Source organism: Microbacterium sp. ZW3a (genome assembly GCF_057167165.1).
The window spans coordinates 152,745-178,506 of record NZ_CM169903.1 but is presented as its reverse complement, the minus strand read 5'-3'; the positions used below and the strand labels follow the sequence as shown (position 1 = coordinate 178,506).

Sequence of the window (25,762 nt, the reverse complement as noted above, 5' to 3'; positions counted from 1 at the left end):
CTCGCCTACTCTGTGTGGCGGCGTCAGCCCGGGTCCGCCCGGGAAGAGAGGACCGTCGTGAGGATCACCCACCTCCAGAGCACGTTCACGACCCCGTGGGGTGGGGCGGAGGCGTATCTGTTCTCGCTCGCCGCGGCGCAGCGGGCGCGCGGTCACGAGGTCGAGATCGTTACGGCCTTCACGGATGCCGAGAGCATCGCGCGGGCCTCCGCGTGCGGTGTCGCGGTGCGGGCGCGTCGGTCGTGGCGGCCCTACCCGCCCGATCGTCACGGCCCCTCCGCCCTGTCACGCGCGCTCTTCCACGCCCTCGATGCCGTGCACGCCCTGGTTCTCCCCGGCCCGTACCGGCATGTGCAGGACGGTCGCGACGTCGTGCACGTGCACCGGTTCCAGGGCGTGGGTGCCAGCGTCCTGCGCCCGCGGCGCGCGGCGGTCGTGCACACCGCCCACGATTACGGCCTCGTCGACAGCACTTCGACCACGCTGCGCGACGGCGCGATGCCCGCGCGCCTGGAGCTCGTGCAGCGATGGCGGGCACGTGTGGTGGCGATGTCGGCGCGGCGGGCGAGCGTGCTCGTCTTTCCGAGCGAGCGAACGCGCCGTCGGCACGAAGAGCTCGGCTACGCCGCGAACGACACACGAGTTCGTGTCGTGCCCCACGGCTGGCCCGCGCCCACCCTCCCCCTCGGGGATCGATCGAGCGACGGGCGCACCCGGTTCGTGTTCCTCGGCAGACTGCAGAAATCCAAGGGCATCTCCCTTCTCCTGGCGGCGTGGGCCTCCGCGTCACTGGACGCCGAACTCGTGATCGCGGGCGACGGACCGGAACGCGCCGTCGTCGAGGCGGCGACGAGCGACACGGTCCGCTACGTCGGGTGGGTCGGGGCCGAGGCCAAGGCTGCGCTGATCGCCTCGGCGACGGCTTTGGTCTTCCCCTCGCTGTGGCCCGAGACGTTCGGTCTGGTGATCGCCGAGAGCCTGCTGATGGGTCGCCCCGTGGTCGCCACGCCCGCCGCCGCCGGAGACCTCGTCCTCGACGGCGTCAACGGCGTGGTCGCCGCGGATGCCACGCCCACCGCGTTCGCCGAGGCCCTGCGCCGCACGGCCACCGACACCACCCTCCTGCGCCGCGTCACCGACGGCGCCGAGGCGAGCGCTGCGGCGCTCGACTTCGACCGCCACGTCGATCGCCTCGACGACGTCTATCGCGACGCGCGCGCCCTCTTCGCTGCGGGGGCGGGGCTGCACGCTGCCGGTGCGTGAATAACCGCCACCGAAACGCCGCTGCGGGGGCGTGACCGACCACCGCTGGAACGCGGCCCACCGCGGGAACAACCGCCCGTCGGCAGAACACCGCCCGCCACCGAAACGCCGCCCACGCCGGAATGCGGCCCGCGCCGGAACACCGCCCGCCACCGAAACACCGCCCGCCACCGGAACGCCGCCCGCGATGATCAGAACGGGGCAGATTCGACGCGTCCCGGGGGCCCCGCCGCGCTCAGTTCATCGGGCAGGAACCGCACGCCGGATGCGGGTGCGTCCGGGGGAATCGCCGGGTAGGGGTCGGGGTGGTCGATGTAGACGCGTCCGGTGGGTGAGGTCCATTCCAGGACCCCGCCGTCGAGCTGTCGCACCGTCCACCGGGTGAACTGCTTCTGGGTGTGGTGTCGCTGACACAGGCAGCAGAGGTTGCGGACATCGGTGGCCCCACCGAGCGCCCAGTCGATGCTGTGGTCGATCTCGCAGCGGATCGCGGGAGCGGTACACCCCGGCCACCGGCAGTGCCGATCCCGGGCCCGCAGATACCGGTCGATCGCGGCCGTCCGCTGATACGTGTCGGTACACAGCACCGCCCCCGTGACCGGATGCGTGATGACCCGATCCCACGGGACACTCGTCGCCTCCGCCAACCGTCGCGCGGTGTCGGCATCGATCGGACCCCGCCCCACCAGCTCCGCCGGAGCGAGGTTCTCCCGCCCGGGAGCGAGCATCGTCAACGCCGGCACCACCACCTGCACACGCGCACGGATCTTCCCCAACGTCCCGGGACCATCACCACGACGCGTCGGATCCACAGTCGGATCGGACGTGAGAAGCATGTCGGCGAACACATCCGCCCGCACCTGATCCACCGTGCGGGTATCCGGCGTCGCGGGCCGGGAACCGGCGACACCCGCCTCCCCCGCACTCGTCGACGCCGCCTCGCGGCCCGCGTCAACGATGACCCGCGCCTGCTGCGTCAACCGGTCATGAATCGCCTCGGCCAACACCGTCGGCAACGTCGCAATCAGATCCGACATCCCCTCCGCCCCCGGCACCACCCGCACACACCGACCCTCCCGCCCGGCCCGGTGCCGCTCGGTCACCGTCCGCGGATGCAACCGCTGCGCCACACCCGTGAGCCGGGACTTCAACCGCCCCGGACTCGACACCTCCCCCGCCAGCGCGACAGCCAACACATCAAACTCCCCCCGCGCCTCGACCGGCAGCTCCGCCCCGACCTCAGCGATCACCCGCACATACCGGCGGGACAACACCCCCGCCTCCCACGCCGCCACCGTCACCGGATACGACTCCACCAACGTCACCGCCTCACCGATGTCACGCTGCACCGTCCGATCCGACAGCCCACACGCCGCCGCAACCTCCGACGCCACCTCCCGCATCGCCATATCCGAGCCCCGCACCGACGCCCGCACCGACGCCGCAGCATCCAGAGCAAACCGCCCCACCCCCGCCAACGCCCGCACCCGCGCCACCTCCGCCAGAGCCACCGCCCCCTCCGCCGCGACCACCTCGGCCACCAATCCGGCAAGCACCTCCACGTCACCCGACGGACCGCTCGCGGGGTGCGACGCGAAGTCGGACGGCTCCGGCGAAACATTCGAACACATATCCGAAGCCTAACGTCCGCCTCCGATATATCCCAGGTCAAACGTTAAATCTGTGGACAACTTCCCTCTCACCCCACCTGTGGAGGAACCGTCAACCCGGACGCCGGCGCACACCGCGACCGCCACCGCACGAGCACCCGGCGAGCCCCACGACACCCCGCCTCCCCCGCGCCCCGCCCAGGTTTGTCACGAGGGTCACGAGCGGGAAATACGACGGAAACGACCGGTTCCTAGCATCGGACTCACCGCAGATGTTGGTCACACCAACACTGACACCGCGAGTGAGACCCACACGCAGAGCACCACCGATGCACCATCCGCCCCTCCCCGGGGCCCGCCGCTCCCGACGGCACGCCTCGATGACGTGGCTCCCCGCTCCCCTTCTCCGGAGGTCTTCGTGTCCGCCGCTCCACCCGTCCCGATCGCCGCGATCCGCAACGCGCGCCTGGCCTCCGGCGCGCTCGTGGACATCGCCCTCGACGGCGACACGGTCATCGCCGTCGTCCCGAGCGGCTCTCCGCTGCCCGAGACGGGAGGCGAGACGCTCGACCTCACCGGGTACGTCATCACCGCCGCCGGAGCCGAACCGCACGCCCACCTCGACAAATCGCAGTCGTGGGATGCCATCCAGCCCCCGTTCGGCGACCTCGAGCGCGCCATCGAGAGCTGGCACGCCTTCGCGATGACGCTCGACGAAGAGGACACGCTCGACCGTGCGCGGTCGACGGCGCTGCGGATGCTGGCATCCGGGATCACCGCCGTTCGCACCCACGTCGACCTCCTCCGCGGCGAAGATGCCCTGACCGGCGTCCGGGCGCTCGTGCGGCTGCGCGCGGAGCTCGCCGGCCTCATGGACATCGAGCTCGTCGCCCTCGGGGGCCCCACGGTCCCCGACGAGGTCTTCGAGGCCGCTCTCGACGCCGGCCTCGACCTGGTCGGCGGCGCCCCGCACCTCGCCGACGACCCGCTCGCCGATCTCGAGCGCCTCATCGCCCTCGCCCGACGCCGCGACGTCGGACTCGACCTGCACACCGACGAGAGCCTCGCCGGCGTCGACACCCTCGCCGCCTACGCCCGCGCCGTCACCGGCTGGCACCGTCCGCGCTCCGCGGGCCACTGCGTGCGCCTCAGCATGATGCCCACGGAAGACCTCGCGGCCCTCGCCGACGAGGTGCGCGCCGCCGACATCGGCGTCATCGCCCTGCCGATCACCAACCTCTACCTGCAGGGGTGGGATGCCGATCACGCGGTGCCCCGCGGAATCGCGCCGATCGGGCGCCTCAAGGCCGCGGGCGTCCGCGTGGCCGCGGGGGCCGACAACGTGCGCGACCCGTTCAACCCCGTCGGCCGGTGCGACCACCTCGAGACCGCCTCCCTGCTGGTCAGTGCCGGGCACCTCGCCCCCGAAGACGCCGTCGAGGCCGTCACCATCGGCGCCCGCGACGTGATGAACCTCCCCCTCGCCGGCCCGATCCCCGGCGCCCGCGCCGACCTCGTCGCCGTCCGGGCCGCCTCGCTCGGCGAGACGGTCGCCTTCGCCTCCGCCGATCGCGCGGTGATCCACCGCGGACGACTGGTCAGCCGCACGACGGTCTCGACCCGCATAGCCTCCGCCCTCTCTGTCGCCGACGCACCCGTGCCGGCGGTTCCGACCCTCGTCCCGACCGGAAAGTGAGCGTTCCGTGACCCTCGCCTCTCCTTCCCCGGCAGCCACCCTCGCGGGCCCGACCCCGCCGCTGCTGGACTTCCGGAACGTCGCCATGACGTTCCCCAACGGCACCACCGCCCTCTCGGGAGTCGATCTCGTCGTCGAGCGCGGCGAGTTCGTCAGCGTCGTCGGTCCGTCCGGATGCGGAAAGTCGACGCTGCTGCGCATCGCCTCGGGCCTCGAGTCCGCCAGCGAAGGCACCGCCACCGTCAACACCGACCGCATCGGCTACGTCTTCCAGGACGCCACGCTCCTGCCCTGGCGCGACGTGCAGTCGAACGTCGAGCTGCTGGCCGAACTCAACTGGCAGCCCAAGCGCGTGCGCACACCCAAGGCGCAGTGGGCCATCGACCTCGTGGGCCTGAAGGGCTTCGAGAAGCACCTCCCCAAGCAGATGTCGGGCGGCATGAAGATGCGCGCCTCGCTGGCTCGCTCCCTCACGCTCGACCCCGAGCTCTTCCTCTTCGACGAGCCGTTCGGCGCGCTCGACGAGATCACCCGCGAACGACTGAACGACGAGCTGCTGAAGATCTTCGTCGAGCAGAAGTTCGGTGGCCTGTTCATCACGCACTCGGTCTCCGAAGCGGTCTACCTCTCCACCAAGGTCGTCGTGATGTCGGGTCGCCCCGGCCGTCTCGTCGACACCTTCGAGGTTCCCTTCGACATGCCTCGAGACCCCGAGATCCGCTACACGGGCGAGTTCGCCAAGCTCGTCGGCGAGGTCTCCCACGCCCTCCGGGAAGGACACTCATGAGCACCACCTCTGCAGAGCCGGTCGTCTCCGAGACGTCCGAGCCGATGGCATCCACCCCCACACCGCCGTCCGACGCGGCGCCGAAGGCTCCGCCCCGCGGTCGCGGCCCGGTCGCTCGCGCGCTGATCCTGGCGGGCCCGCCGCTGGGCGTCCTCGCCGTGCTCGTGGGCGTCTGGTACCTCATCGCGAGCATCCTCACCGCGACCGGCAAGGGCTTCCTCCTGCCGATGCCGCACGAGATGTTCACGAAGGGCTTCTTCGACCCGCAGGTCAGCGTCGACATCTGGACGGCGCTGTTCCGCACCACGGGTGTCGCCCTGACCGGTCTGGCGGTCGCCATGGTCCTCGGCATCGGCTGGGCCATCGCGATGTCGCTGGCCCGCTGGGTCGAGCGCAGCACCTACGCCTACGCGGTGATCCTGCAGTGCATCCCGATCCTCGCGCTCGTGCCGCTGGTCGGGTTCTGGTTCGGCTACGAGTTCACGGCCCGCGTCATCGTCTGCATCCTGATCGCCCTGTTCCCGATGGTCTCGAACACCCTGTTCGGCCTCCAGTCGGTCGACAAGTCGCAGCGGGAGCTGTTCCGCCTCCAGAAGGCGAACAAGTGGACGGTGCTCACGAAGCTCACCCTCCCCGCCGCACTCCCGTCGATCTTCGTCGGCATGCGCACCTCGGCAGGCCTCTCGGTCATCGGCGCGATCGTCGGCGACTACTTCTTCCGCCGCGGCGAACCGGGCATCGGCTCGCTCATCTCCAACTACCAGTCGCGCCTGCAGAGCGCCGAGCTGTTCGCCTCGATCCTCGCGGCGTGCCTTCTCGGCGTGGCGATCTTCGCCTTCTTCGGCTGGCTGTCCAAGGTCGCCGTCGGCCGCTGGTACGAAGCCGCCCGCTGACCCGCTCCACCCGCCAGACCCCGCCAGACCCCGCACCACCCCGCAAGACACCGGATGCCACGGCGCCGCGCCCTCACGCGTGCCCGCTGCCGTGGCATCCCCTCGAACCCGCACCACCTTCCGCACCCGAGAGCTCCACCCGTCACAGAAAGCGAAACAGCATGAAGCGCAGCACCCTCGTCCGCGGCACCGCCGTCACCGGCGCGTTCGCGATGGCCCTCACGCTCACCTCGTGCGCCGGCAGCGCCGCGGATCAGACGGAACCGGCCGCCGACCTCACCGTCGGCTCGGTCGACCTGTCGGCCGACTGCCCCGCGACCATCGTCGTGCAGACCGACTGGAACCCGGAGGCCGAGCACGGTCACCTCTACGAGATGATCAAGGACGACTACACGGTCGACGCCAACACCAAGGCGGTCACCGGCCCCCTGATGTCCGACGGCGAGTACACCGGGGTCGACCTGGAGATCCGCGCCGGCGGCCCCGCCATCGGCTTCCAGACCGTCTCGGCCCAGATGTACCAGGACGACGCGATCACCCTCGGCTACGTCAGCACCGACGAGGCGATCCAGCTCTCGGGCACGACCCCCACCAAGGCCGTCATGGCTCCGCTGGAGATCAGCCCGACCATGGTGATGTGGGACCCGGAGACCTACCCCGATGTCAAGACCATCGAGGACGTCAAGCCCGCCCTCGAGGGCAACGGCGGTGTGTGGCGCTACTTCGACGGCTCGGCCTACATCGAGTACCTGAAGAGCGCCGACCTCGCCAGCCCCGCGATCCTCGACGGCTCGTACGACGGCACGCCGTCGAACTTCGTCGCCGCCGGCGGCAAGGACATGCAGCAGGGCTTCGCCTCCGCGGAGCCGTACGTCTACCAGAACGAGGTCTCGGCCTGGGGCAAGCCCGTGGAGTTCGCCCTCATCCACGACTCCGGTTGGCAGACCTACCAGTCGGCGATGTCGGTGAAGGCCGACGACTTCGAGGAGCTCTCGCCCTGCCTGACCCAGCTCGTCCCCGTGCTGCAGAAGGCCGGCGTCGCGTACTACGACGACCCGGCGGCCACCAACGCTCTGATCCTGGACCTCGTCGAGCAGTACGACACCGGCTGGACCTACTCGCAGGGCGTGGCCGACTACTCGGTCAAGACCCAGATCGACCTCGGCCTCGTCGGTGACGGTCCCGACTCCACGTACGGCAACTTCGACGACGCCCGTTTCGAGGACTTCTTCACCAAGGCGAGCGCGGTCTACACCGAGCTCGGCACCCCGCCGGCGGACGGGTACACCCCCGCCGACCTCTACACGAACGAGTTCATCGACACCTCGATCTCGTTCTGACCGATCGGCCCGGTCCGCCTCGCGCGGACCGGGCCGTCCGGTTCCCGGCCTCACCCCCACCCGCGTCACCCGGAGACACCCCACCATGAGCGACACCGCCACCCGCGTCCTCTCCCTCGAGGACGATCTGCTCGATCTGCTCGGCCCGGCCGCCGTGAGCACCGAACCGCGCGTCCGCGAGCGCGCGAGCGTCGACGGCTCGCCGATGTCGCCGATCATCGCCGCCAAGCTCCCCCTCGGCCTCGCCGACCTCGTCGTCTTTCCCGCCGATGCCGAGCAGATCGCGATCGCGGTCGCCGCCGCCACGCGCCACGGCGTTCCCGTCACGGTGCGCGGGAAGGGCACCGGCAACTACGGCCAGGGCATCCCGATGCACGGCGGTCTCGTGATCGACACGACCCGCGCAAAGGCCATCGTCGAGGTGGGCGACGGATACATCACCGCCGAGGCGGGAGCCCCCATGGTGCTGCTCGAGCAGGCCGCGTGGGCCGCGGGCCAGGCGCTGTGGATGTACCCCTCGACGGCGCAGTCCACCATCGGCGGCTTCCTCTCCGGAGGGTCGGGCGGCACCGGTTCCATCGAGCACGGCTCCAACGACCGCGGCTTCGTCGCTGCGCTCGACGTCGTGCACGCCGACGGCAACGCCGACATCCTCCACGTCGAGGGCGACGAAGCCCAGAAGTACGTGCACAACTACGGCACCGCCGGCGTCATCGTCCGCGCCACCGTGCGCCTGGAGCCCCTGCGCGACTGGCGCGGGCTGTGGGCGAGCTTCCCCGACTACGCCGGCACCCTCTCCGTGCTCCAGACCATCGGCGCCCTCGAGCCGGCCCCGCGCCTCGTCTCGGGCGACGGCCCCGACATCTCGGCATCCCTCCCCGCCGACGAGGCCATCCCGGCGGGCCGGTCGAGCCTGCGCGCGATCATCGACGCGTCGCTCGTCGACACCGTGACGGCGATCATCGAGGGCGCGGGTGGCCGTGTCGAGGCCGTGCGCGAGGGGCCGCAGGCCAGCATCCGCCTATCGATGCTCAGCTACAACCACCCGATCGAGTGGTACCAGAAGAGCCAGCCGCACGAGGTGTTCCACCTCGAGGTAGCCGGGATGCCGCTGACCGAAAACGTCGAGGGCGTCGAGGCCGTGTTCCCCGGTGGGAAGCTGCACGTGGAGTCCACGCGCGAGCACCCGATCGGCATGCTCGCCGCGCCCTACGTGAGCGAAGACGACGTCTACGCCGGCATCGCGGCGCTCAACGCGATCGGCGTGGGCGTGCACAACCCGCACCAGTGGAACGTCGACTTCAACGTCGAGCAGACCGCCGCCACCGCCCGCGTGACCGACCCGCACGGGCTGCTCAACCCCGGCAAGCTCGACCCCGAGTACACGGGCCCGCGCAAGGGCGCGATCCGATGACCCGGCTGCTCGCCGAGCTCAGCGGTCCGGCGGCCGCCGAGGCCCTGACCGAGAAGTCCATCGTCGTGCTCCCCACGGGTGCGATCGAGCACCACGGTCCGCACCTCCCCCTGGCGACGGATGCCATCGTCGCCGAGGCCTCCGCCACGGCCGCCGTCGCGCGGGCGGCGGCGATGGGCCTGGACGTCTGGCAGCTGCCGACCCTGTCGATCACGAAGTCGGACGAGCACTCGTGGGCGCCGGGAACGCTGTGGCTCACGCCCGAGACCATGATGCAGACGGTCGTCGACATCGGACGATCGCTGTTGACCACGCGGGCGCGGACGCTGGTGTTCCTCAACGGCCACGGCGGCAACGTCGCGCTGCTGAACGTCGCGAACCGGGAGCTCCGCCGCCGCTTCGGTCTGCGCACGTTCTTCATGCCCGCCGCCCGCGTGCCCTCGTTCGACGGCACCGACGGGACGCCCGACGAGCACGGCACCGGCATCCACGCCGGATACGGCGAGACCAGCATGATCATGCACCTGCGCCCCGAGCTCGTGGACACGTCGCGGTTCGCCGCCACCGTGCCCGCCCACATCGGCGACTTCCGGCACATCGGCTTCAACGGCAAGCCCGTGACCTTCGGCTGGCTCTCGAACGACTTCGGCCCCTCGGGCGTGCTCGGCGACCCGACCGGCTCGACCGCCGCCGCCGGCGCCGAGCTGTTCGAGCAGAGCGTCTCGTTCGTCGTCGAGGCGCTCGAGGAGATCAGCCGATTCGACTACACGGCGTGAGCGGGGTGGACGCCGCGCGGGCACAACTCCTGCATATCCGGCGTATCGGGTCGCCGGGACCGTCGTCGGCGCGAAGGTGCAGGAGTTGTGCGCGACGCCGCTCGCGCGCCGCCGCCGCCGCCGCCGCCGCCACCGCCGCAGCACAACTCCTGCGGGAGGTGGGCTCCCACGCTCCGGAGGCCGCGTACGGCCGGTCGTGCAGGAGTTGTGCGCATCGGGGCGCCAGATCGGCAGCGACAGCAGAACTCCTGCACAACCGGATCGCGGCCGCCGCGACCCCCCGGCATCCACGCTTCCGCCGGAGTTGTGCACGGCCGATCTCCCCGCGCGCCCACACGGCACAACTCCTGCACACCTCACGCCACGGCGCGCCGCGGCCCTTGCGGCCCGAAATCCGCCGGAGTTATGCACCGGCGCAGGGAGCCGTCACGTGACCGTCGCGGCCGAAGCGACCGGCATCCGCGCCTACGGGCAGGTCCTGCGCCTGCCCGGGGCGCGGGCGTTCGTCGCGGCCGGCGTGCTCGCGCGCTTTCCCCGCGCGACGCTGTCGCTCGGCATCATCCTGCTCGTCTCTGCCGCGACCGGGAGCTTCGCCTCGGCCGGGATCGTCGTCGCCCCGCTCGTCGTCGGCATGGCGATCGCGGCACCCCTGTGGTCGTCGCGCATGGACCGGCACGGCCAGGCCCGCGTCATCCTGATCTCGCTCGGATGCCTCGTGCTCGCGGCATCCGCCCTGCTCGCCCTCGTGCTGACGGGGGCGCCGTTCTGGACGTGGCTCGTCGCCGCGCTCGCGACCGGGGCGTCCACGCCCGACCTCACCTCGGCCGTCCGCGCGCGCTGGACGGTGCTGGCGCCGGAGTCGCAGCGCACGCCGGCCCTGGCGCTGGAGACCATCGGCGACCAGATGGTCTTCATCGCCGGTCCCCCCGCGATCACCGCCGTCGCGGCAGCGGTGAACCCCGCCGTGGCGATGCTGGGGTCCCTCGCGCTCGGGCTCGTTGGCGGGGTGTGGCTCGCCTCGCAGCGCGGCACCGAACCCACCCGGACGGACACCACGGGTCGCCCCCGCTTCGTGTGGCCCCCGGCGGGGGTGGTGCCGATCGCCCTGGCCTGAGTCGCCCTGGGCGGGGTGTTCGGCGCGTTCGACGTGAGCCTGATCGGCTGGGCCGACGTCGATGGGCGCCCGTGGCTCGCGGGCCCCGCGTTCAGCGCGCTGGCCGTGGCCATCGCCCTCGGGTCGATCATCACGGGCGCCCGGACGTGGCGGTTGTCACCCGCGACCCGCTTCATCGTGTTCGCCGCCCTCGCCGCGGCCGTCGCGCTCGCCCTGCCCGTCACCGAGCACTCGGTGCCCGCGCTGTTCGGGGTGATCCTGCTGCTCGGGCTCGCGGTGTCGCCGGTGATGGTGTCGGGGATCCTCGTGGCATCCGCCCGCGCCCCCGAGGGCCGCGTCACCGAAACGCTCGCCTACCCGACGGCCGCGATGTCGCTGGGCGTGCCGATCGGCGGGGTGATCGCGGGCGCGGCCCTGGATGCCACCGGCCCCGCCGCCGCGCTGGTCACCATCGCGGTGTCGCTGGCGTGTGCCGCGGCGATCGCGGCGGTCGGCGAGGCGCTGCTGCGGGTGGTGCGCCGCTGACGCGCGGGGCACCCCACGCGAAGGGGTGAGGCACCCCGCCCGCCCCGCGCCGCACGTCAGACCGCGTCGACGCTCTCGCGCTCCGGGGACTTCGCGGAGGTCCGCCGCGCCATCACGCGATTGCGGATCGCGAACACGAGCACCACGGCCAGCACCGCGTAGATCGCCAGCGCGATCGGGCTCTGGACGAGCGTCGTGAGGTCGCCGTTGGCGCTCATCGCGGCATCCCGCAGGCTCGTCTCGGCGAGCGGGCCGAGCACCATGCCGATGATGAGCGGCGCGAGCGGGTAGTCGTTGGTGCGCAGGAGGAAGCCGAGTAGTCCGATCCCCAAGAGCATGAGGAGGTCGAACGTCGCCCCCGATGTGGCATAGATCCCCAGCCCGCAGAACACCGCGATGGACGCATAGAGATAGGGCCGCGGAATGACCAGGAGCTTGGCCCACAGCATCGCGAACGGCAGGTTGAGGATCAGCAGCACGACCATCGCGAGGAAGAAGCTCGCGATCAGGGCCCACACCAGGTCGGGCGCCCGCTCGAACAGCAGCGGCCCCGGCTGCAGGCCGTACTGCCGGAACGCCGCGAGCATGATGGCCGCGGTCGCCGAGATCGGCAGGCCGAGCGCCAGGAGCGACCCCATCGCCATCCCCGTCGTGGAGTTGCCCGCCGCCTCGGGAGCCGCGAGACCCCGAATCGCCCCGGTGCCGAACACCGGCTTCTTCCGTCGCGCGTCGAGGCGCTTCTCGATGCCGTACGCGAGGAAGGTCGGGATCTCTGCCCCGCCGGCGGGGATCACGCCGAAGGGCACGCCGATCGCGGTGCCGCGCAGCCACGCCGGAGCGGCCTCCTTGAGCTCGCCGAGCGACAGCCAGGGACGACCGGCGGGCCGGATGATCGTCTTGTTCGAGATGTGGCGTTCGAGGGAGGCGACGTAAATGACCTCGCCGAGCGCCAGGATGCCAACGGTCACGGTCACGAGCGAGATGCCGTCGAAGAGGTTCGGCGAGTCCAGCGTGAACCGGGGTGCGCCCGAGACGCCGTCGACGCCGATGACCGCGATTCCGAGCCCCAGGAAGAGGGAGGCGAGGCCTTTCACGGCGTTGTCGGTGACGACGGACGACGTCGCCGCGAAGGCGAAGATCGCGAGCGCGAAGAACTCCGCCGGCCCGAAGCTGCTCGACACATCCGCCAGCAGGGGCGCGAAGAACACCAGGAGCACGCACGCGACGATGCCGCCGATGAAGGCGCCGATCGCGGCGGTCGCGAGGGCCTGAGCCGCCCGCCCGTTCAGCGCCATCTTGTGCCCCTCGAACGTCGAGGCGATCGCCGAGGCTTGCCCCGGGGTGTTCAACAAGATCCCGGTGATCGAGTCGCCGAACAGCCCACCGAAGTACACGCCCGAGAACATGATGAACGCGGCCGTCGGGTCGAGCGAGAAGGTGACCGGCAGCAGCAGCGCCACCGCCATCGACGAGCCGAGACCGGGCATGACCCCGACCGCGGTGCCGAGCACACAGCCCACGAGCACCCAGATGAGGTTCTGCCAGGTCAGGGCGCCGGCGAATCCTTCGCCGAGCAGAGCGAGAACGTCCATGTCAGAAGGCCCATCCCAGGATGCCGGAGGGCAGGGAGAGCCCCAGCCCCATGTCGAATGCGATGTAGGTGAGCGAGCTGATCGTTACGCCGACGAACAGGGCGAACAGCCACCGGGTGTGGCCGAAACCGCGGGCGATCCCCGCGAACAGGAGAGCCGCGGCCACGATCCAGCCGAGGATGCCGAGGAGGAACGCGAAAACGAGGAACGACCCCACGACCCAGGCGAACGACCGCCAGTCGACGCCGACCGAACGCTCGCCCGCCTCCGTGGCATCCGTCGTCGGGGTCTCGGCGAGCGCGCGCACGGCGCCGATGCCGAGGAGGACAGCGAAGACGTACAGCCCCGCGGCGATGATGCCGGGGAAGAACTGCGGGCCGGGGAAGGCCGCGGACGGCGGCACCTTCATCGTGACGATGCCGAAGACGAGGTAGGTCGCGAACGCCGCGAGCACGGCCGGCATCAGCAGGGCCTTGGCGAGTCCCGAGGCGCCGCGGTTCCGGCGGAACCGCAGCCGGTTTCCCACGACCGCCGAGACGGAGGTCGGGTTGTTCGACGGCATCACAGGCCCATCTCCTCGTACAGTCGCTCGATCCGCGCGCGCTCTTCGGCGAGGAACGCCGTGAGGTCGTCGCCGGTGATGAGGCGCTCGGTCCAGTGGTAGCGGGCGCGGGCGTCGGCCCATTCGGGGGTTGCCGTCGACTCGAGCACCAGGTCGGTCAGGTCGTCGACCTGCTCGTCGCTCAGGCCGCTCGGAGCCGCGAGCATGCGCCAGTTGGTGAGCGTCACGTCGTAGCCCTGTTCGGCCGCGGTCGGAATGTCGACGCCCTCGAGGGGCTCGTCGGCGACGAGCGCGAGGGCGCGCAGCCGCCCCGACTCGATCTGGTCGATGTTGTCGGGGTAGCCCCCGGTCGCCGCCTGGGCCGTGCCATTGAGCACAGCCTGAATGGCTTCGCCCCCACCGTCGGACGAAATGTAAGTCATGTCGGCGGGCTGGATGCCGGCGGCGAGCGCCAGATCCGCCACGACAAGCTGGTCGAACGAGCCGCCCCCGGTCCAGGGCAGCGCGCGCGGGTCGGCGCGCCAGGCCTGGACCAGGTCGTCGAGTGTCTGGAACGGCGAATCCGCCGGGACGACGATCACGTCGTACTCCTCGACCATGACGGCCAGGGGCGTGACGTCGTCGAGCGTCGCAGCCGAATTGAACTGCACGGTCGCGGCGAGGAGCCCCGTTCCGCCGACGAGGAGGTTGTTGGCCTGCCCGTTCAGCACTGAGACGTTCCCGAGGGCGATCGTGCCGCCCGCGCCCGGCATGTTCACGACCTGCACGTTGTTGACGAGGCCGTTCGCCTTCTGCGCCTGCTGCAGCTCACGGGCGACACCGTCCCAGCCCCCGCCGGCTGCGGCCGGGGCGATGATCGTCATCGACGCGTGGATGTCGTCGCCCGCGGCGGCCGAGGTGATCGACCCATAGGCGGCGACCGCGATCGCCGTCACCGCCACCGCCCCGCCGACGGCGCGGCCGATCCATCGGCGCCGGGTGGTCGAGACCGGTGGCGTGTGGTCGGGGGGAGAGGGAGGCGTAGGCTCCGTCATCACAGCTCCTCCTTGCGAACGTCGTCGTGTCGCAGAATGTGACGACGCTCTCAGGGAAGAGCGGCACACGCACCCCCCGGTCGCTTTGTGCTCATAGTGCGCACGAGAGAATGCCCCTGCCATGCCCGACGTCACGCCCTCGGTCCCCGCCCGGGCGGTTCGTCGCGCGCTCGTCGTGCTGCCGAGCCTCATCGTGCTGACCGCCGTCGGGCTCACGATCTTCGTCGCCGCGTCGGTGCAGGAGCGCCACATCCGCGACGACACTGCCGAACGGGTCTACGACGTCGCGTCGAGCCTCGCCGAACTCGACGACGTGCGCCGCACCGTGGCATCCGTCGCCTCTGTCGGCACGAGTGCCGACCTCGCGGACGCGCGCGATCTCGCCGAGGCGTCGACGAGCCTCCAGCCCCTCGCCGATCTGGTGCAGCGCACGGCCGGGGTCTTCTACGTCGTGATCACCGACGACGAGGGCGTGCGCATCACCCACCCGGTGGCCGAGCAGCGAGGGCGCCAGGTCGAGACGACGAACGCCAGCGTGCTGGCGGGGACGCCGTTCCTGGGCACCGAGACCGGGCCGTCGGGCAGTTCGCTGCGCGCCAAGGTTCCCGTCCGCGACGGGGAGGCGGTGGTCGGCATGGTCGCCGTCGGCGTGCTGGAGTCGAGCATCCTGTCCGATCGCGACGAAGCGCTCGGCGACCTTCTGCCGTGGGCCGTCGGCGCGCTGATCGCCGGAACGCTCGCGTCGTCGCTGCTGGCCGCGGCGATCGAGCGACGCTTCCGGCGCCTGGACGCCCTGGCCGCCGAGCAGGAGCAGACGGCGCGCACGATGGTGGCACTGCGCGAGCAGGCGCACGAGTTCGGCACGCGCCTGCACGTGCTGCACGGCCTCATCTCGCACGGCGACACCCGCGACGCCCTGACCTACATCTCCGACGCCATGCCCGGACTCGCGCCGCGCGAGCCGTCGGACACCCGCCTGGATGCCTCGGTCGTCAGCGCCAGCATCGAGGCCCTCCGCAGCGAGGTGTCGGCGCAGGGAGCGCGACTGGAGGTCCGGATCGACCGCGACACCCCGATCGATGAGACCGTCGTGCTCGTGCTCACCAATCTGTGCCGCAACGCCGCCGAAGCGGGCGCCTCGCGCGTGCGCTGCACCCTCGACCTCGTCGGCGACGTGCTGCACGGCGCGGTCGACGACGACGGGCCGGGCCTGGATCCGCGCGACGTCGAGCGCGCGTTCACGCGCGGCTACACGTCGAAACCCGATCCCACCGGCACGGGCCGCGGGATCGGTCTCGCCGTGGTGCGCCGCGCGGTCGCCGAACGCGACGGCGAGATCCTCGTCACGCGGTCGGCGTGGGGCGGGACGCGCTTCGAGTTCGAGATGGGGGCGCCGCGATGACCGACCGGATCCGCGTGCTCGTCGTCGATGACGACGCCACCGCCCGCGCGCTGCACGGGCGGTACGTCGCGGGAGCGCCGGGCTTCGCGGTCGTCGGCTCCGCGGGCACCGGTGAAGCCGCGGTCGCGCAGGCGATCAGCGGCGTCGATCTCGTGCTGCTCGACATGCGGCTCCCCGACATCAGCGGCGTCGAGGTGCTGCATCGCCTCCGCACCCTCGGCGCCGAGGGTCTCGACGTTCTCGTGATCAGCTCGTCGCAGGACCAGGTGACCGTGCGGCAGGCCCTCGCGGCCCACGTCATCGGCTACCTCGTGAAGCCGTTCACCGAGGGCACACTGCGCCAGCGCCTCGAGACCTACCGCGTCGAGCGTCGCGCCCGGGCGGAGGCCGACCGGGATCGCTCGCTCAGCCAGGGCGACATCGACCGCCTGCTCAGCACCGGCACGGTCCGCGTGCCCGACCGCCCCGCCACGGCCGGGCTTCCGAAGGGCCTCGCCCCGGTGACCCTCGAGCGAGTGCGAGCGGCTCTCGACCCGGTCGCGCTCGTCTCGGCATCCGATGTCGCGGCCGCCTGCGGGCTCTCGCGCGCCACCGCGCAGCGCTACCTCGAGCACCTCGTCGCCACCGGGGTTCTCGACCTCGCGCACCGCTATGGCGCGCGGGGCCGTCCGCGCATCCTGTACCGGCTCGCGCCGCCGCCTCCCTCCTGAGGGGACGCGCGCGACGCCCACCCGCCCGCCCGTCGAGTGTCCAAGACACGCCGGTGATGCCGCGTAGCATCCGCGTGTTCTTGGACACTCCATCGGTGGGGGCGCGACGGAGCGCGGCTCCCCTACAGGATGACGCCGAACTCGTCCGCTAGCGCGGGCAGCTGTGTGTGCAGCACGTGCGACGCCTCTTCCGCGAGGGGGTTCGTCGAGACGCCGTTCTCGTTCACGAGCTTCCCGCCGACGTACACCTGCTTCAGGTTCCGCAGGCCGCACGCGAGCACGTAGCTGCGCACCGGGTTCCAGAGCGGTCCGATGTCGGGCAGCCGCGGGTCGACCACGACGAAGTCGGCGAACTTGCCCACCTCGAGGCTGCCGACGCGGTCGTCGACGCCCATGATCTCGGCGCCACCGAGGGTGTGCAGGCGCAGGACGCGCTCGGGCATCATCGACAGCGGGTCGTGGGTGCGGGCGCGCTGCATGAACATGCCCATCCGCATGTTCTGCCACGGGTCAGCCACGTCGGTGCACGCCTGGTCGTCGAGCCCCATGCCGACCTTCATGCCGAGGTCGAGCATCTCGGGCACGTGCGCGATGCCCGACGCCAGACGCCCGTTCGACGCGGGCTGCCACGACATGGAGGCGCCGCCCTCGGCGGCATCCCGGATGATCTCGGGCGTCGTCTGGATGAAATGCCCGAACATCATGCCCGGGCGCAGCGCCCCGGCGTTCTTGTAGAGCTGGAACTTGGTCTGCTGGTGCTCGATCGCCTCGTACGTCTCGAGGAAGTGCGCCTGGTTGGTCACGCCGAAGCGGTCCATGACGGCGACCTCGATCTCGGCGGCATCGGGCCTGGTCGACCACTGCACCTGCCCCATGACCGAGGCGCCGAGCGCGATGTCGGGGTCCATCGCGAGAACGTGATCGAGGGATGCCTCGAACCGGGCGAAGATCTCGTCGTCGGTGCCGACGGTGGCATCCAGCGCGATGGAGTCGACGAAGCGAAGCCCGGCGTCGTGGCATCCATCGGCCTGTCGGGTGTGCCACGCGTGGTCGCGCAGCACGCCGCCGCCGTCGGAGCGCTTGCCCTCGACCATCGGCTCCCAGGGCAGCAGCGGGTCGGTGAAGTTGTAGGCCGTGGTTACGCCGTTGGCGAGGAAGTCGAGCGATCCGTGCAGCGTCGCCCAGTAGATCTGGTCGGGGGAGGCGTTGTTGAGCACGCTGAACATCGACGTGCACCAGCCGTAGAGCGTTTGGTCGACGCCGAGTCCGCGGGAGCCGCTCGTGAACAGGTGGCTGTGCGACGACACGAAGCCGGGGGCGACGAACTTGCCGTCGACGTCGAGCGTCTCGTCGGCGGCGAGGCCAGGATCGGGGTCGCCCGCGCCGATCGCGGCGATGCGGCCATCGCGCACGAGCATGTACCCGCGCTCGATGTAGCCGGGGTCGTCGGTGCCCGCGGGAACCGTGATGAGCCGTGCGTTGATGACCAGGAGCGACATGTTGATGACGGTAACAATCGCGTGTTTCCGCGGTGTTCCGAGCGTGCGGCGGGTGTTTTGCGCGGGGCTTTCTCGTCCCACTTCTGACGGGGCATGTCCCACTCCTGACGGGGCATGTCCCACTTATGGTCGGTTGGGAGCCGCCCAGACGACCATAAGTGGGACGAGGTTCGAGCGGCTCAGGCGAACACCGCGCGCACGGCCGGCGCGACGGCGGCAAGCACCTCGTCGCGGGCGGGTGTCGACGGGAACACGAGGAACAGGTGCGGGACACCCTCGCGCCGCACGAACTCCACGGGGGTTCCGGATGCCGCCACCCGCGCGGCGTACTCCTCGGCCTCGTCGGACAGCGGGTCGACGCCCGCCGCGACGATCACCGCCGGCGCCGATCCGGCGAGGTCGGGCGCGCGCAGCGGCGCCGCCTCGACGGGCACGGCGGGCGCGGCGTCGCTCTCGACCGGAGCACCGCCCCACGGCGCCACCGCCACCGGCACCGCGTCGGTTCCGGCCCCCGGGGCACCGGGATCCGGCGCAACCCGAGCTGCCGCAACCGGCACCGCGCCGGTGGCATCCCGCACGTACAGGCCCCAGTACCACTGCATGCCGCGCGCGGTCAGCGGCAGGTTCTCGGTGTGCGCGCGGTAGCTGGGGCGGTCGAGATCGGGCGCGTCGAGCACGGGGCAGAGCAGCACCTGAACCCGGATGCCGGGAGCCCGGCCCTCGCGCGAGCGCAGCGCCAGCGCGGCGGCGAGGTTGCCGCCCGCACTGTGCCCCGCGACGCCCAGCGCCGCGGGATCCTCGACCAGCCCGCCCGCGCCGTCGGCAGCGAAGCGCAGCGCGCGCTCGAGGTCGTCGAGCCCGGCGGGGAAGGGATGCTCGGGCGCGAGGCGATAGTCGACGCTGAGCACCTGCGTGCCGGTGGCCGCGGCGAGCGCGCGGCACAGGGCGTCGTTGTTGTCGAGGTCGCCGGCGACCCACCCGCCACCGTGCGCGAAGACGAGCGTGCCCCGGTGTCCCGCGCGCGGCCGGTACATCCGCAGCTCGAGGTCGCCGGTCGCGGTGTCGATCGACTCGATGATCTCGTCGTCGGGCAGCCGCACCCACGACGGGTTCGCACGGAGCTCGGCGATCCGCGCGGCGTCGTCGCCGTCGGCATCCGTCGCCCCGGAGGGGATCGTTCCCGCCTGCGCGGCCAGGCGCGCGAGGTGCGCGCGCACGGCGGGGTCGGTGATCGCGGGGTGCACGCCGTCGCTCACGGAGGCTCCTGTCGGGGTGGATCGTTCGAGTGTCCAAGACACGCCGTCGGCGGCTGGTCCTATACGGCGTGTCTTGGACACTCGATGGGAGGGAAGGCCGCCGGGGCGCTGAGAGCGAGCGTAGGGGCGGGGGCGGGGCGCGGCGGGGACGCGAGCGAGAGCGTTACGCCGCTGAAACACCGGCGTCGTCGGGGCGTTCGCGCCCGGGCGTACGGTGACGCCGAACGGGCGCACCCGACGCCCGGGGAGGAGTGCCATGTCTCAGCGCGTCATCGTGACCGGAGGGGCGGGCGGCATCGGCGCCGCGATCGTGGAGCGCTTCGCGGCCGACGGCGCCCGCGTCGCGGTGCTCGATCGTCGCGCGCCCGAGCGGGGATCGGCATCGTTCGTCCCGGTCGATCTGCTCGACCCGCTCGACACGCGCCGCGCGATCGGCGAGGCGATCGAGACACTCGGCGGTGTCGATGTGCTCGTCAACTGCGCGGGGATCTTCCAGCACGCGTCACTCCTCGACATCACCGTCGACGACTGGGACCGCGTGCTCGACATCAACGCCCGCGCCACCCTCGTCACGATGCAGTCCGTGGCCCCGGTGATGCTCAAGGCGCGAAGCGGCTCCATCGTCAACATCGCGAGCATGGCCGCCAAGCACGGCGGCGGCGGCGAGGGGCACTACGCCGCGTCGAAGGCCGCGGTCGTCGCGCTCACGCGGGCGGGAGCGCAGGAATGGGGATGCCACGGCGTCACCGTCAACGCGGTGTGCCCGGGGTACGTGCTCACCGAGATGGGCGCCGACACCCGCTCCGAAGAGGATGTCGCCGCGTGGAGCGCGAAGTCACCGCTGGGCCGACTCGGCATCCCGGAGGACGTCGCGGGGGTGACGCACTTCCTCGCCTCAGACGCCGGCGGCTACCTCACCGGCCAGGCGATCAACGTCACCGGCGGCATGATCATGCACTGAGGTCGCGAAAGCTGGAGCCATCGCCCGCCTGCGACCGCGTGATGACGCTGACCTTGCCGTCGCTCTCGAGCACGACGGCGGCCACCATCGACAGGTCGCCCGTGCCGCTGGCCCGGACCGCTTGGAGCACGTCGGCGCGCGCAACGCGATGGCGGCGCAGAGCCTCGTCGTCGATGTGCCCGTCACGGCCGAGCAGCGAGGGGGCGGAGGTCGTGAGACGCCGGAAACGCGGCGACCGCTGCACCCCGAGCGCGACGACGATCTGCAGCCCGAGCAGCAGCGCGAGCGCCACCAGGCCCTCGAGGAACGACACGTCGCTGCTGAGCAGGATCGTCGCGAGCGTCGATCCGAGCGCGACGGTGACCACGAAGTCGAAGGCGTTCATCTGCGCGAGCGCGCGCTTGCCCGACACGCGGATGAGGATGATGAGCGAGACGTAGGCCGAGACGCCGACCAGCACCACCCGCCAGATATCGAACCAGTTGTCGAACCACATGGCCGCACCGTAGGTCCCGCGTCCTGGCGGCGCCACGCGATTGCGTACAGCACCGAAGAGGGGTACGGGAATAGCCCGTCGAGCGCGGCGTTGTGGTGGGCGTAAGCCAGCCGAAAAATGGATGCCATGACCTCGACGCCCCTCGCCCCGACTGACGTCCCGGACCGCGACGACGCGGTGCTCGACAACGCCGCCTGGCACTCGCTCGCCGGCCCGCACGCACACTTCGCGATCGGTGACGACCTCGTGCGCCGCTATCCCGCGGACATCGCGCCGTTCGTCGCGGTGCGGACGTGGGACGACCCGGGCGTGTGGGACGTGCTGCGCGAGCTCGTCGGCCCCGGCGCCGAGGTGGGCTTGTCGGGCTACGAGGGCGACCTGCCCGCGGGGTGGGAGTTCCTCGGCGTGATCGAGGGCGTGCAACTGGTGGAAACCGACGCCCTGCGCCCGCGGCCGGATGACGAGGCCATCGAGCTCGACGCCGACGATGCGGCCGAAATGATGGCGATCGTCGAGCGGAATCAGCCCGGACCCTTCCGGCCCCGTACGCACGAGCTCGGCCGGTACATCGGCATCCGTCGCGAGGGCCGGCTCGTCGCGATGGCGGGCGAGCGGCTGCACCCCACCGGCTGGACCGAGATCAGCGCCGTCGCCGTCGACGCCGACCACCGACGGCAGGGTCTTGCGTCGCGCCTCGTGCTCGATGTGGCCTTCCACATCCAGCAGCGCGGCGACCGCGCCCTGATGCACGCCGCCGCGAGCAACGTCGGCGCCATCGCCGCCTACGAGCGTCTGGGCTTCACCCTGCGCCGCTACAACCGCTTCGCCTCCGTCCGCACGCCGGAGTGACCCGCTCGGCGGGCGCTGGCAACCCCGTCCGCGGCGCACGCCCGCGCGCTTACCGTGACCACATGGCATCCCCCGCGCACGTGACGACAATGGATGCCACGATCGACGGGCTCGCGTTCCGCACGAGGTCGAGCCGGGCAGGCGCACCGGGGGCGACGCCCTACGTACTCGTCCACGGGGTCGGCACCTCGCACCGCTACCTCGCGAGGCTGCACGCGCGCCTCGCGACGCACGCCGACGTGCACTCGATCGACCTGCCGGGCTTCGGCGGGCTGCCCGCGCCGGCCGGATCACCGGGCGTGCCGCAGATCGCGGACGCCCTCGCGACGGTCGTCGACTCCCTCGGGGTGACCTCCGCCGTGCTCGTGGGGCACTCGATGGGAGCCCAGTGGGTGGTCGACCTGGCCGTGCAGCGGCCGGATCTGGCGCGCGCCGTCGTGCTGTGCAGCCCCGTCACCGATAGCTCACGGCGGTCAATGCTCCCCCAGACGCTCCTCCTCGGCCTCGACAGCGTGCAGGAGCCTCCGAACGTCGGGGCCATCGTGCTCGCCGACTACGCCCGCTGCGGACCTGCCTGGTACTTCGCGCAGGTGCGCCACATGCTCCGCTACCCGCTCGAGGATCGGGTGGCGGCCCTGACCGCGCCGGTGCTCGTCGTCCGCGGCGGCAAGGATCGCATCGCGAATCTCCGGTGGTGCACCGCCCTGCGCGATCGTGCCGCCTCGGGCACGCTCGCCGTCGTCCCCGGCCACCGGCACCTGGTGCAGTTCACCGCGGCCCCCGACGTGGCCGCCCACATCCGCGCGTTCGTCGCCTCGGCGACGGGCGCCACCGCCTGACCGCCCCGGCGCCGCCGGGGTCGCCGCCCGGGTCGGGTCGGCGCCCGGGTCGGCGTCTCCCGGGTCGCCGCCGCCGGCACAACTCCGGCAGAAACCCTCACCGCCACGGCATCCACCGCCCGCCAACACAACCCGCAGGAGTTGTGCCCGCCCCGCCACGCGCCCCGCACCGGCCGCGCCCGACACCGCCCAGGCCGCCACCGCCCGCCCGCCGCCGCCCTCGCCCCGCCAGCACAACTCCGGCAGAAACCCTCACCGCCACGGCATCCACCGCCCACCACCACAACCCGCAGGAGTTGTGCCCACCCCCGCCACGCGCCCCGCCCCGGCACCGCCCGGGCCACCTCCGCCCCAGCGCCGCCAGCACAACTCCGGCAGAAACCCTCACCGCCACGGCATCCACCGCCCACCACCACAACCCGCAGGAGTTGTGCCCGCCCCGCGCCACCCGGGGCCACCGCCGCCCGGGCCCCCGCCCCACAGCCCCGGCCGCCCCCGCCCCACAGCCCGCCGCGCCCGGCCTCACCGCAACCGGCGCGCGACCTCCGCCTGGGCCTCGGCGAACGACTCCTCGGCTCCGTCGCGGCCCCCCGAGAGGTTCACGCCCACGACGCCGGGGATCGCCAGCATCTCCTCGGCGAGCGCGACCGCCAGCGCGATGCCCTCGGCCCGCGGATCCCGCGCTTCCCTCACGCGCGTCAGGAACCCGTCCGGCAGCACGAGCGTCGTGAACGACTCGAGCAGGTCGGCCGAGGCGTGGTCCACGACCACCGGCACGCACGGCACGTACGCCGCCGAAACCCCGACCTCGTCGATGAACCGCCGCACGGGCGCCGCTCCCCCGGCGTGGTTGACGAAGCACACGTCGGCGCCGGCGCGCAGCTTCTCGCGCAGGCGCGCCGCACGCCGGTCCACCGGTGGGGCCGCGGGAGACGCCGCCACCGAGACGACGTGCCCCGCCGCCCGCGCGAGGGCCGCGGCCTCGGTCGAGTCGAGGTCGAACACGGGCGCGGCGTCGGGTCGGTGCCCCGTGCGAGTGTGGTCGCCGGTGACGCAGTGCACCCCGGCCACCCCCTCGACAGCCAGGGCCGCGAGTTCGCCCTCGATCGCCACACGGTTGCGGTCGCGCATGTTGAGGCCGGTCCATACCCGCAGCCCCGCGCGCTGCAGCAGGTGCGCCCGGTAGGCCGGGGGAAATTGCACCCGCGCCGATCCCGCGTCGCCGGCGAGGACGGCATCCACTTCTCCCGCGAGCACCGCGGCGCACGCGTCGATGGATGCCACGCTCAGCGCCCGCGCGGGAAGGTCGGCCACGATCCACGGGCGCGTGCCGAAGGAGGCCAGGGTTGCGGCGGCGGCCGGGGTTCGGGGCGCGGGCTCGACGGGCGTTGCACGGTCCACACCCGTCCACGGCACCGTGGGACGGTGCAGGAACGCGCACCGGTGCGCGGCGTCGATTTCGCACGACCCGTCGAAGCCGACGCCGCCGCACGGGCCGTACTCCATTCGCTTCGGGCACGCGTCGATGAGGGGCAGGAGCGTCACGGGGCACCTCCGTTCCGGGGCGCCGCGGCCCCTCGCGGGGAGTGTACGGAGCGCGTGTTTCGCCAAATGTTCATAGCGGCAACATCGCCGAAACGCGCGATGCCTACGCTCGGCGGTGCCCGCAGCATTCCGGAGGTGGCCATGATCACGGCAGGCACCACATTCGGCTCCGACATCGACGAGACCGACGCGCTCGTCGGCGACCCGCTCGATCTCATGGTGCGGTGGCTTCCCCCGCACGACAGTGAGTTGCGGCCTCTCGCCGCCCTGTCGACGATCGGACGCGACGGTCTCCCCTCGCTCCGGCACGTGCTCGTGAGCGACCGGGATGCCACGGGCCTGTACTTCCACACCGATGCGGCCAGCGCGAAGGTCGGCGAGATCGGGGCCGACCCCGTCGCGGCGATGTCGGTGGCCTGGCCCGAGGTGGGACGCCAGCTCGTGGTGCGGGGCATCGTCGAGCGCGTGAGCGATCGCGAGGCCGCGGCGGTGTACGCGCAGCGCTCGCGCTACCTGCAGATGCTCGCCTGGATGAACACGCGCGAGAACGCGCAGCTGCCGACGCAGGAGCGACGCCGCCTCTGGGCGCAGTTCGACGCCGCGCACCCCGAGCTCGATCCGCCAAAGCGCTGGGTCGGCTTCCGACTGCGGCCGCTCACGCTGACGTTCTGGCGCGGCGACCCGATCGGGCAGAGCACGCGGCAGCACTACCGGCTCGCCGACGGCGCGTGGTCGGGCGAGATCCTGGCGGGCTGAGTCGTGGACATCACCACCGTCACCTCTTACCGCGCCGCGCGCACGCGCGACGACCTGTCGCTCGCGCCCGGCGAGGTCGTGATGGCCGGCGGCACGTGGCTCATGAGCGAGCCGCAACCGCGGACCACCGGGTTCGTCGACCTCACGACCCTGGGGTGGCCCGACCTCGAGATCACCGCCGAGGGACTCCGCATCGGCGCCACCTGCACGATCGCGCGGCTGTTGGCGTGGGTCGAGCGCGACGCCCCCGACGAGTGGACGTCGCTCGCCCTGGCCCGGCCCGCGGCCGACGCGCTGCTGGCCTCGTTCAAGATCTGGAACACGGCTACTGTCGGCGGCAACGTCTGCCAGGCGTTCGCGGCCGGGGCGATGATCGCCTTCCTCTCGACCCTGGATGCCACGGCCCTCGTGTGGACGCCCGACGGCGGCGAGCGCCGGATCGCGGTGGCCGACCTCGTGATCGACAACGCCGCGACCTCTCTGGAGCCGGGAGAGGTGCTGCGCGCCCTCGACCTTCCGCTCGCGGCATTGACGTCGCGCGTGGCGCTGCAGAAGATCGCCCTCGCCGAGCTCGGGCGCTCCGGCGCCGTCGTCACGGCCCGCGTCGGCCCGGACGGCTCGGCGGTGTTCGTGGTCACGGCCGCGGTGCGTCGGCCGCGCGTACTGCGCTTCGCGCGGGTGCCCGGGGCGGGAGAGCTGCGGGATGCCGTGGCATCCGCCACCGATTTCTACACCGATCCGCTGGGCAGCGCCGACTGGCGCCGCGGGGTCAGCGTGGTGCTCGCCGAGCGGCTGCGCGCGGGGTTCGCCCGGACCGCGCACGAGGGCGCCGCGTGAGCGCCG

General features: G+C 72.0%; 24 protein-coding genes. 16 read left to right on the top strand and 8 right to left on the bottom strand.

From position 1 onward, the window contains the following. Positions 1-57: 57 nt before the first annotated feature. Positions 58-1,263, top strand: a complete 1,206-nt coding sequence (locus ACU6WY_RS00845; RefSeq protein ID WP_483820599.1) for a glycosyltransferase — start codon at positions 58-60, stop codon at positions 1,261-1,263. Between the two features lie 191 nt (positions 1,264-1,454). Here the strand turns inward: ACU6WY_RS00845 and ACU6WY_RS00840 are convergent, their stop codons facing one another. Beyond that, a complete protein-coding gene (locus ACU6WY_RS00840; protein WP_483820598.1) occupies positions 1,455-2,894 on the bottom strand; it encodes an HNH endonuclease signature motif containing protein in 1,440 nt (479 codons plus the stop codon). A gap of 397 nt (positions 2,895-3,291) precedes the next feature. Here ACU6WY_RS00840 and ACU6WY_RS00835 point away from each other — a divergent pair, with 397 nt between their 5' ends. The 8 genes from ACU6WY_RS00835 to ACU6WY_RS00800 all read left to right on the top strand — a co-directional run bounded on the left by ACU6WY_RS00835 (position 3,292) and on the right by ACU6WY_RS00800 (position 11,418). Next, positions 3,292-4,569, top strand: a complete 1,278-nt coding sequence (locus ACU6WY_RS00835) for an amidohydrolase family protein (RefSeq protein WP_483820597.1) — start codon at positions 3,292-3,294, stop codon at positions 4,567-4,569. Between the two features lie 7 nt (positions 4,570-4,576). Then, entirely contained in the window at positions 4,577-5,356 is a 780-nt protein-coding gene (locus ACU6WY_RS00830) for an ABC transporter ATP-binding protein (RefSeq protein ID WP_483820596.1), read from the top strand. Further along, on the top strand, positions 5,353-6,249 hold the full coding sequence (locus ACU6WY_RS00825) for an ABC transporter permease (RefSeq protein ID WP_483820595.1): 897 nt from the start codon (positions 5,353-5,355) through the stop codon (positions 6,247-6,249). The genes ACU6WY_RS00830 and ACU6WY_RS00825 overlap by 4 nt, the downstream gene beginning before the upstream one ends. A gap of 161 nt (positions 6,250-6,410) precedes the next feature. Further along, entirely contained in the window at positions 6,411-7,589 is a 1,179-nt protein-coding gene (locus tag ACU6WY_RS00820; protein ID WP_483820594.1) for an ABC transporter substrate-binding protein, read from the top strand. Between the two features lie 85 nt (positions 7,590-7,674). Further along, a complete protein-coding gene (locus ACU6WY_RS00815) occupies positions 7,675-9,003 on the top strand; it encodes an FAD-binding oxidoreductase (RefSeq protein WP_483820593.1) in 1,329 nt (442 codons plus the stop codon). After that, positions 9,000-9,779: a creatininase family protein gene (locus ACU6WY_RS00810; RefSeq protein WP_483820592.1), complete on the top strand. Its 780-nt coding sequence runs from the start codon at positions 9,000-9,002 to the stop codon at positions 9,777-9,779. The genes ACU6WY_RS00815 and ACU6WY_RS00810 overlap by 4 nt, the downstream gene beginning before the upstream one ends. 430 nt (positions 9,780-10,209) lie before the next feature. After that, positions 10,210-10,893 (top strand): MFS transporter, encoded by a 684-nt coding sequence (locus ACU6WY_RS00805; RefSeq protein WP_483820591.1) that lies wholly within the window; start codon positions 10,210-10,212, stop codon positions 10,891-10,893. Positions 10,894-10,926: 33 nt separating this feature from the next. After that, a complete protein-coding gene (locus tag ACU6WY_RS00800) occupies positions 10,927-11,418 on the top strand; it encodes a hypothetical protein (protein ID WP_483820590.1) in 492 nt (163 codons plus the stop codon). A gap of 56 nt (positions 11,419-11,474) precedes the next feature. On the opposite strand, the gene ACU6WY_RS00795 is transcribed toward ACU6WY_RS00800, so the two are convergent. From ACU6WY_RS00795 to ACU6WY_RS00785, 3 genes are read right to left on the bottom strand one after another with little or no spacing between them, the layout of a single operon-like run. Continuing rightward, a complete protein-coding gene (locus ACU6WY_RS00795; RefSeq protein ID WP_483820589.1) occupies positions 11,475-13,010 on the bottom strand; it encodes a tripartite tricarboxylate transporter permease in 1,536 nt (511 codons plus the stop codon). A 1-nt stretch (position 13,011) separates the two neighbouring features. Further along, positions 13,012-13,572 carry a tripartite tricarboxylate transporter TctB family protein gene (locus ACU6WY_RS00790; protein WP_483820588.1) on the bottom strand — a complete coding sequence of 187 codons (561 nt, stop codon included), beginning with the start codon at positions 13,570-13,572 and terminating at the stop codon, positions 13,012-13,014. Next, positions 13,572-14,606 carry a tripartite tricarboxylate transporter substrate binding protein gene (locus ACU6WY_RS00785; protein ID WP_483820587.1) on the bottom strand — a complete coding sequence of 345 codons (1,035 nt, stop codon included), beginning with the start codon at positions 14,604-14,606 and terminating at the stop codon, positions 13,572-13,574. Before ACU6WY_RS00785 ends, ACU6WY_RS00790 begins: the two co-directional genes overlap by 1 nt. 121 nt (positions 14,607-14,727) lie before the next feature. Between ACU6WY_RS00785 and ACU6WY_RS00780 the strand changes: the two genes are divergently transcribed. Both ACU6WY_RS00780 and ACU6WY_RS00775 read left to right on the top strand, forming a co-directional pair. After that, on the top strand, positions 14,728-16,008 hold the full coding sequence (locus ACU6WY_RS00780) for a sensor histidine kinase (protein ID WP_483820586.1): 1,281 nt from the start codon (positions 14,728-14,730) through the stop codon (positions 16,006-16,008). Further along, a complete protein-coding gene (locus ACU6WY_RS00775) occupies positions 16,005-16,718 on the top strand; it encodes a response regulator (protein ID WP_483820585.1) in 714 nt (237 codons plus the stop codon). The genes ACU6WY_RS00780 and ACU6WY_RS00775 overlap by 4 nt, the downstream gene beginning before the upstream one ends. A gap of 122 nt (positions 16,719-16,840) precedes the next feature. Here the strand turns inward: ACU6WY_RS00775 and ACU6WY_RS00770 are convergent, their stop codons facing one another. Together ACU6WY_RS00770 and ACU6WY_RS00765 are read right to left on the bottom strand one after the other, a co-directional pair. After that, positions 16,841-18,217: an amidohydrolase family protein gene (locus ACU6WY_RS00770; protein ID WP_483820584.1), complete on the bottom strand. Its 1,377-nt coding sequence runs from the start codon at positions 18,215-18,217 to the stop codon at positions 16,841-16,843. 179 nt (positions 18,218-18,396) lie between these two features. Continuing rightward, complete coding sequence (locus ACU6WY_RS00765; protein ID WP_483820583.1) at positions 18,397-19,473, bottom strand: alpha/beta hydrolase; 1,077 nt, start codon at positions 19,471-19,473, stop codon at positions 18,397-18,399. 256 nt (positions 19,474-19,729) lie between these two features. Between ACU6WY_RS00765 and ACU6WY_RS00760 the strand changes: the two genes are divergently transcribed. Beyond that, positions 19,730-20,434: an SDR family NAD(P)-dependent oxidoreductase gene (locus tag ACU6WY_RS00760; RefSeq protein ID WP_483820582.1), complete on the top strand. Its 705-nt coding sequence runs from the start codon at positions 19,730-19,732 to the stop codon at positions 20,432-20,434. Here the strand turns inward: ACU6WY_RS00760 and ACU6WY_RS00755 are convergent. Next, positions 20,424-20,930 (bottom strand): DUF421 domain-containing protein, encoded by a 507-nt coding sequence (locus tag ACU6WY_RS00755; protein ID WP_483820581.1) that lies wholly within the window; start codon positions 20,928-20,930, stop codon positions 20,424-20,426. The two genes, ACU6WY_RS00760 and ACU6WY_RS00755, sit on opposite strands and share 11 nt — an antisense overlap. Before the next feature lie 126 nt (positions 20,931-21,056). Between ACU6WY_RS00755 and ACU6WY_RS00750 the strand changes: the two genes are divergently transcribed. Together ACU6WY_RS00750 and ACU6WY_RS00745 are read left to right on the top strand one after the other, a co-directional pair. Continuing rightward, positions 21,057-21,779 (top strand): GNAT family N-acetyltransferase, encoded by a 723-nt coding sequence (locus tag ACU6WY_RS00750; protein ID WP_483820580.1) that lies wholly within the window; start codon positions 21,057-21,059, stop codon positions 21,777-21,779. 62 nt (positions 21,780-21,841) lie between these two features. Further along, on the top strand, positions 21,842-22,618 hold the full coding sequence (locus ACU6WY_RS00745; RefSeq protein ID WP_483820579.1) for an alpha/beta fold hydrolase: 777 nt from the start codon (positions 21,842-21,844) through the stop codon (positions 22,616-22,618). Between the two features lie 522 nt (positions 22,619-23,140). On the opposite strand, the gene ACU6WY_RS00740 is transcribed toward ACU6WY_RS00745, so the two are convergent. Further along, positions 23,141-24,163 (bottom strand): methylenetetrahydrofolate reductase, encoded by a 1,023-nt coding sequence (locus ACU6WY_RS00740; RefSeq protein ID WP_483820578.1) that lies wholly within the window; start codon positions 24,161-24,163, stop codon positions 23,141-23,143. Positions 24,164-24,262: 99 nt separating this feature from the next. On the opposite strand from ACU6WY_RS00740, the gene ACU6WY_RS00735 reads away from it, so the two are divergent. Together ACU6WY_RS00735 and ACU6WY_RS00730 are read left to right on the top strand one after the other, a co-directional pair. Then, positions 24,263-24,919, top strand: a complete 657-nt coding sequence (locus ACU6WY_RS00735; protein ID WP_483820577.1) for a pyridoxine/pyridoxamine 5'-phosphate oxidase — start codon at positions 24,263-24,265, stop codon at positions 24,917-24,919. A 3-nt stretch (positions 24,920-24,922) separates the two neighbouring features. Beyond that, positions 24,923-25,756: an FAD binding domain-containing protein gene (locus ACU6WY_RS00730; protein WP_483820576.1), complete on the top strand. Its 834-nt coding sequence runs from the start codon at positions 24,923-24,925 to the stop codon at positions 25,754-25,756. Positions 25,757-25,762: the final 6 nt, after the last annotated feature.